The organism is Saccharomonospora halophila 8, from assembly GCF_000383775.1.
GTDB lineage: Bacteria > Actinomycetota > Actinomycetes > Mycobacteriales > Pseudonocardiaceae > Saccharomonospora > Saccharomonospora halophila.
On the sequence record NZ_KB912493.1, the window covers coordinates 30,669 to 35,855 of the forward strand.

The 5,187-nt window shown below is 71.6% G+C and carries 7 protein-coding genes and 1 pseudogene; 3 read left to right on the forward strand and 5 right to left on the reverse strand.

Annotated elements, in window-relative coordinates:
* The 3 genes from SACHA_RS25955 to SACHA_RS0104015 form a co-directional block, all read right to left on the reverse strand.
* Nucleotides 1–994 (reverse strand): WXG100 family type VII secretion target (locus tag SACHA_RS25955; protein WP_019807415.1); only part of this gene is annotated, 994 nt, incomplete at its 3' end.
* The gene (locus tag SACHA_RS0104010; protein WP_019807417.1) at nt 994–1,299 is read right to left on the reverse strand and encodes a type VII secretion target; all 306 of its coding nucleotides are present in this window, start codon (nt 1,297–1,299) and stop codon (nt 994–996) included. The genes SACHA_RS0104010 and SACHA_RS25955, both read right to left, overlap by 1 nt.
* A gap of 34 nt (nt 1,300–1,333) precedes the next feature.
* Nucleotides 1,334–1,906: a YbaB/EbfC family nucleoid-associated protein gene (locus SACHA_RS0104015; protein WP_019807418.1), complete on the reverse strand. Its 573-nt coding sequence runs from the start codon at nt 1,904–1,906 to the stop codon at nt 1,334–1,336.
* A gap of 212 nt (nt 1,907–2,118) precedes the next feature.
* On the opposite strand from SACHA_RS0104015, the gene SACHA_RS0104020 reads away from it, so the two are divergent.
* The 3 genes from SACHA_RS0104020 to SACHA_RS0104030 all read left to right on the forward strand — a co-directional run bounded on the left by SACHA_RS0104020 (nt 2,119) and on the right by SACHA_RS0104030 (nt 4,213).
* On the forward strand, nt 2,119–2,727 hold the full coding sequence (locus SACHA_RS0104020) for a DinB family protein (RefSeq protein WP_019807420.1): 609 nt from the start codon (nt 2,119–2,121) through the stop codon (nt 2,725–2,727).
* A 63-nt stretch (nt 2,728–2,790) separates the two neighbouring features.
* Nucleotides 2,791–3,225 (forward strand): OsmC family protein, encoded by a 435-nt coding sequence (locus tag SACHA_RS0104025; protein ID WP_019807422.1) that lies wholly within the window; start codon nt 2,791–2,793, stop codon nt 3,223–3,225.
* Nucleotides 3,226–3,592: 367 nt separating this feature from the next.
* Nucleotides 3,593–4,213: a 3'-5' exonuclease gene (locus SACHA_RS0104030; protein WP_019807425.1), complete on the forward strand. Its 621-nt coding sequence runs from the start codon at nt 3,593–3,595 to the stop codon at nt 4,211–4,213.
* Between the two features lie 64 nt (nt 4,214–4,277).
* Here the strand turns inward: SACHA_RS0104030 and SACHA_RS0104035 are convergent, their stop codons facing one another.
* Nucleotides 4,278–4,685 carry a hypothetical protein gene (locus SACHA_RS0104035; protein ID WP_019807427.1) on the reverse strand — a complete coding sequence of 136 codons (408 nt, stop codon included), beginning with the start codon at nt 4,683–4,685 and terminating at the stop codon, nt 4,278–4,280.
* Nucleotides 4,686–4,785: 100 nt separating this feature from the next.
* Nucleotides 4,786–5,187: pseudogene (locus SACHA_RS0104040) on the reverse strand (gamma-glutamylcyclotransferase); the annotation flags it as partial.

The following is a 5,187-nucleotide window of genomic DNA, read 5'->3' on the forward strand; positions in this document are numbered from 1 at the left end:
CCCCACCTCCGGGGCCGCTGCCGCCCTCGGGACCGTCGCCACCACTCGAACCGTTGCCGCCGCCTGGCCCACCACTGGTGGGACCGCCGCCACCGGGACCGCCGCCGAGGTCCGGTGCGTCCGGGCCGCCGCGCTGGAAGAAGCCGCCCGGAGTGATGTTGCGGGTGCTGATCACGTCCAGTCCGGTGACCTTGCCGGCGATCTTGCCGCAGACCTTGATGATGCTGCCGAACACCTCGGCGAGCTCGCCGAGCAGCGGGGAGACCTTCCGGATGGTGCCGACCAGCTTCTGCAGCAGCTCGGCGATCCTCGTCGCCCACTTGGAGATCGCGGTCACGGCCTGCGCCACGACGACGGGGGTGCCGAAGCCGAGCGAGCACACGGTCTCCAACACCCAGGAGATCAGCTTGCCCACCAGGTCGGCGATGAGGTCGCGCACCGTCTCCCGGACGAACGTCACGACCTCGCCCATGATCATGACCACCGTGCTGATCGCCCCGGCGACCGTGCTCGCCCCGGCGAGGGTCTCCTCCTGCTCGGCGCAGGAGGCCCGGTAGGCGTCGGCCGCGTCGCCGGTCCAGCCCGCGGTGCCGTTCTTCACCGCGTTGGCGAAGGTGTTCCGGGTCTCGTCCAGCTGACCCGCGACGTTGGACCACGTCTCCGAGTACGACTGGATCACCGGCGGGTCGCCGCAGACGGAGTCGAGCATCTCCTTGAGCGGCTCGACGTGCTCCATCAGGAAGGACGCCACCGACGACATCAGCCAGCCGAACGGGTCGATCGCGGCGGCGGCGCCCTCGGCGACCAGGCCGAGCGCACCGAGCCCGCCCTCGACCCAGTTGCCGTCCTGGATGCCGTTGTAGGTGTCCATGGCGGACTCGGCGATGCCGATGCCGCCCGCCCAGCCGTAGTCGCCGTTTCCCGAGGTCAGTGGGCCGGGACCGTCGCCGTCCTCCGGCGCCTGTGCGACGAGGGGGTTGTCGGTCTCGGACATCAGTCACCGGCCCCCAGTTGTCCGGTGACGTCGTCCTCGGTGTTCCGGTAGGTCTCCGCGGCCTTGCGCACCTTGTCCGCCGTGGCCCGCATCGCGGTGACCGACTCGGTCAGCGCGTCGATGCCGTACTGCTCCACCGGGTCGAGCAGCATCCGGAACGGTTGACAGAGGATGCCGTAGGCGTCGGTGGGCATGCTGACCGCACGCGCCGCCTGAACGGCCTGCTGCAGTTGCTCGGTGCACCCGTCGAGCCGGCTCGCGTGGGCGTCCAGGTCGGTATCGAGCTCGAAGCCACCCTGCGTCACGGTTCCCCCAGTGGTCGGTCGGGTCGGTTCGCTGTCAGGAGAAGATCGAGCGACCCCCGAAGTCGTCGTCCTCGGGATCGTCGCCGGAGTCGCGGTCGGGCCCGCGGGGTCGTCCGGACCGCCGGGAGGAATCTGCGGGCGGGGCCGGGTCCTCCGCGGGGCCGTCCGCGGGGTCGTCCCCCTCGGGGCCGAACCGGAACTCGGTGTCGGCCTGCGGTGGTTCCCGGCCCTCCTCGTCGGGCGGCTCGGGGAAGGTCTGCTTCGCGTCGGCGAAGACCTTCGCCGCGGTCTCGTCCTCCGTCCCGACGGTCTCGGCCATCGCCTCCTGCAGCAGTTCCGGAACTCGGGCCTGCGCGGCCCGCACCGTGCGCATGATCTGGGACGACAGCTCCGCCATCCGCCTGCCCTGAGCACTCTCGGCGAGGGTCAGACCGGTCAACAGCCCCTTCGAGTTGATCGTCACCTCGACGGCGTTGTCCGGTGAGCGCTCGGTGACCGTGATCTCCTGGACCCGCTCGGCCATCGCCTGGTACCGCTGCGCCTGTTGCTGCACCTGACGCGTCCAGTCCGCGATCATGCGCTCGCTGCCGTCGGTCCCCTCCGACATCGTTCCTCCTCCATCGGCGGCGACACTGGGACGCTGGGGCATCCGGATCGGTTCCCGGTGTGCCGGATTTTCTCGGGCCCGTTTCCGTTCCCGGGCGGTTGTTTCATCAGGCGAACTCGCTCCTTCAGAATCGACCCGGTCGGCCCGATTCCGCCGCGCGTCCGGAGGCGTGCGGAATCGAAATTGTCGGTGCCCGGTGGGAGCCTGCCTCCATGACTGCGACGACCGCGAAGGCGGATCTGCACCGCTCCCTCGCGCAGGCCCGGGCCGGCCTGCTGTGGAAGCTCGACGGCCTGTCCGAGTACGACGTGCGCCGTCCGCTGACGCCGACCGACACGAACCTGCTGGGCATGGTCAAGCACCTCGCGTTCTGCGAGGTCGGCTACTTCGGCGACACCTTCGACCGGCCGTTCCCGGAACGGCTGCCCTGGCCGGACGGCGACGATCCGAACGCGGACCTGTGGGCCACCGCGGACGAGTCCCGCGACGAGCTCGTCGACCGGTACCGCAGGGCCTGCGCGCACGCCGACGACACCATCGACGCACTCGCCGTCGATGCGCCCGGCCGCGTCCCGCACTGGCCCGCCGACCGGGCCGAGGTGACACTGCACCGGATGCTGGTGCACATGACCGCCGAGACGAACCGGCACGCCGGGCACGCCGACATCCTGCGCGAACTCGTCGACGGGGCCGTCGGTCTGTACCCCGACCGCGCGGGTGTCCCCGAGGAGGGGCCGGAGTACTGGGCCGACCACCACGCCCGGCTCGAACGTCTCGCCCGCGAGGCCGCGGGCACGGACGGTGCGACCGGCCGGGGATGACCGGCTCCGGGGCCACCGACACGGCGGACGCTCGTCGCCCGCCCGCGCCGGTAGCCTGGGGACATGGCGGACGACGACACTCTCCGATCGGTCAGCATCGAACGGGTCTCCACGGGCCGGTACGTGGCCCGCAACGCCCGCGGTGGCACGCTGCCGCTCAGCTCGAACGACGACGCCGGCTTCTCGCCGGTGGAGCTGTTGCTGGCGGCGATCGGCGGCTGCACGGCGGTGGACACCGACGTCGTCACCAGCAGGCGGGCGGAGCCGACCGAGTTCACCGTCACCGTCTCCGGCGACAAGATCCAGGACAAGGAGACCGGGAACCGGATGGAGAATCTGGCGGTGACCTTCCGGGTCGCCTTCCCGGAGGGGGACGACGGGGACCGGGCGCGGGAGGTGTTGCCCCGCACGGTGCGGTTGTCGCACGACAAGCTGTGCACGGTCAGCCGCACCGTCGAACTCGGCACGCCGGTGGACGTCTCGATCGACGAGGGCTGAGCGCCCCGGCTACGGCAACGGAGGGGTCCCCTCGGGCGGGGTCCGGTGCCCGGATCCGTGGGCACGTGCCCGGCGGTGGCATCGAGGACCAGAGCGACGTCGGTGACCGTGGTTCCCGGCGGACCCACCGTGTCCTGGGTGCGCGCCAGAGCGCCGGAACGAGTGCCCGAAGGGGCCAACACCGAATCGGCGGGCTCCGCCGCATGCGTTCCGCTCCCCCGTGTCCGGGGATCCCGTTGCCGACCGGTCCGGTCCACTCGCAGAAACCGGCGCCGTGGCGGAATCGTGACCGCACCGGAGGAAACGACCGCGCCGCGTCCACCGACAGTCCGGTGACACAGACCCGGAGCGGAATGGGAGACAGCCGGTGGACGACACCAACGGGTTCGAGTTCGTCGCGATCGATGTGGAGACCGCCAACCCGAAACGGGGTTCGATCTGCTCGATCGGCCTCACGGTCGTGGAGAACGGTGCGGTGGCCGCGTCCCGTTCCTGGCTGTGCCGCCCGCCGGGTCCGCTGGCGTATTTCGAGCCGCTACAGGTGGGGATCCACGGAATCGACGAACGGCGGGTGGCCGACGCCCCGGCATTCGGCGCCGTGCTCGGTGACGTGCGCACCGTCATCGGGGACCGTCCCGTCGTGGCGCACAACGCCGCGTTCGACCTCGGCGCCCTCCGGGCCGCGTGCGAGGCCGACCACGTGCGGCCACCGACGCTGGAGTTCGGCTGCACCCGGGTGTGGACGAAGCGCGAACTCGACCTGGCCGACCACCGGCTGCCGACCGTGGCCGGGACCCTCGGCGTCGCGTTGCTCCGGCACCACGACGCCGCCGAGGACGCGCGGGTGTGCGCCGAGGTGCTCCTGAAACTCGCGGCGAAGCGGGGAAGCCGGACCGTGCACGAGTTCGCCCGGGCAACGGGGACCAGGCTGGGCAGGCTCGGCCCGGGTTCCTGGGACGGGTGCCGCGTCGTACCGGGTCGCGGCTGAACGGGACGGCCGGTGGACCGGCGCCACCGGCTACCCGGCTCCCCGCATCCGGTGACCGGCGGGCTCAGTAGTCGTCGCGTCCGGTGAACTGCTCCTCCAACAGCTCCGCCGATCCGGTGACCAGCTCCAACGGGTCGATGAACTCGTTGATGTCCAGGTTGAGCAGCGGGAGGGAGTGCCGCAGCACCACGTACTCCCCCATCAGCACCGCACCGCCGACGACCAGCGTGTTGCCGATCTCGGTCAGCACCTCCCGCAGGTCGACCTGGTCGATCCGGGCGAACGGGGTCGCGATCTGGACCCAGTCCTCCTTCCGGTCCATGACCTCCCGCGCGATGATCACGACCTGGGCCCGCCGCTCGGCGTGCGGTTCACCGCCGTAGCCGAATCGGACGCGGATCTCGTCCGGCTCGTCGCGCACGACGTCGTACTCGTCCCGGACATACGCCACCAGGTCGTCCCACGAGGCCACGTGGACGCCTCCCTCCGAAGCACCCGGCCGTGCCGGGGATCTGCCGTGAACGGGTGGAGCCTACGACCGAACGCCGCGCCACGGGGGTGCTTCCGGGTGATCAGTCCAGCTCGGACCAGGAGGGCTCACCGGTGACTTCGAGGACGTCGAGGCCGTCGGAGCGGGCCCGGCCACCCCGCATCCGCAGGATGTCGGCCTGCCCGACGTCGGCCACCCGCACCGGTTCCCCGTCCACGAGCATCGGTGAGCGGTCGAGGTGTTCGGCCACCGCGGTGCCGAGGACCTCCGGGCGCGCGACGTAGGCGAGCACCCGGTCCCGTTTCGTGCCGTCGTCGGTGGTGGCCGGGGCGTGCACCCAGCCGAGGCGGTAGCACTCGCCGCGGGCCTCCACCTCGTCCAACGTCGCCCGCTGCCGCGGAGTGACCCACCACAGGGCGTGCCGCTCGGTGGTGCCGGGTCTCGCCGCCAGCACCGCCGGGCGTTGCCCGTCCCGGGCGCGGGT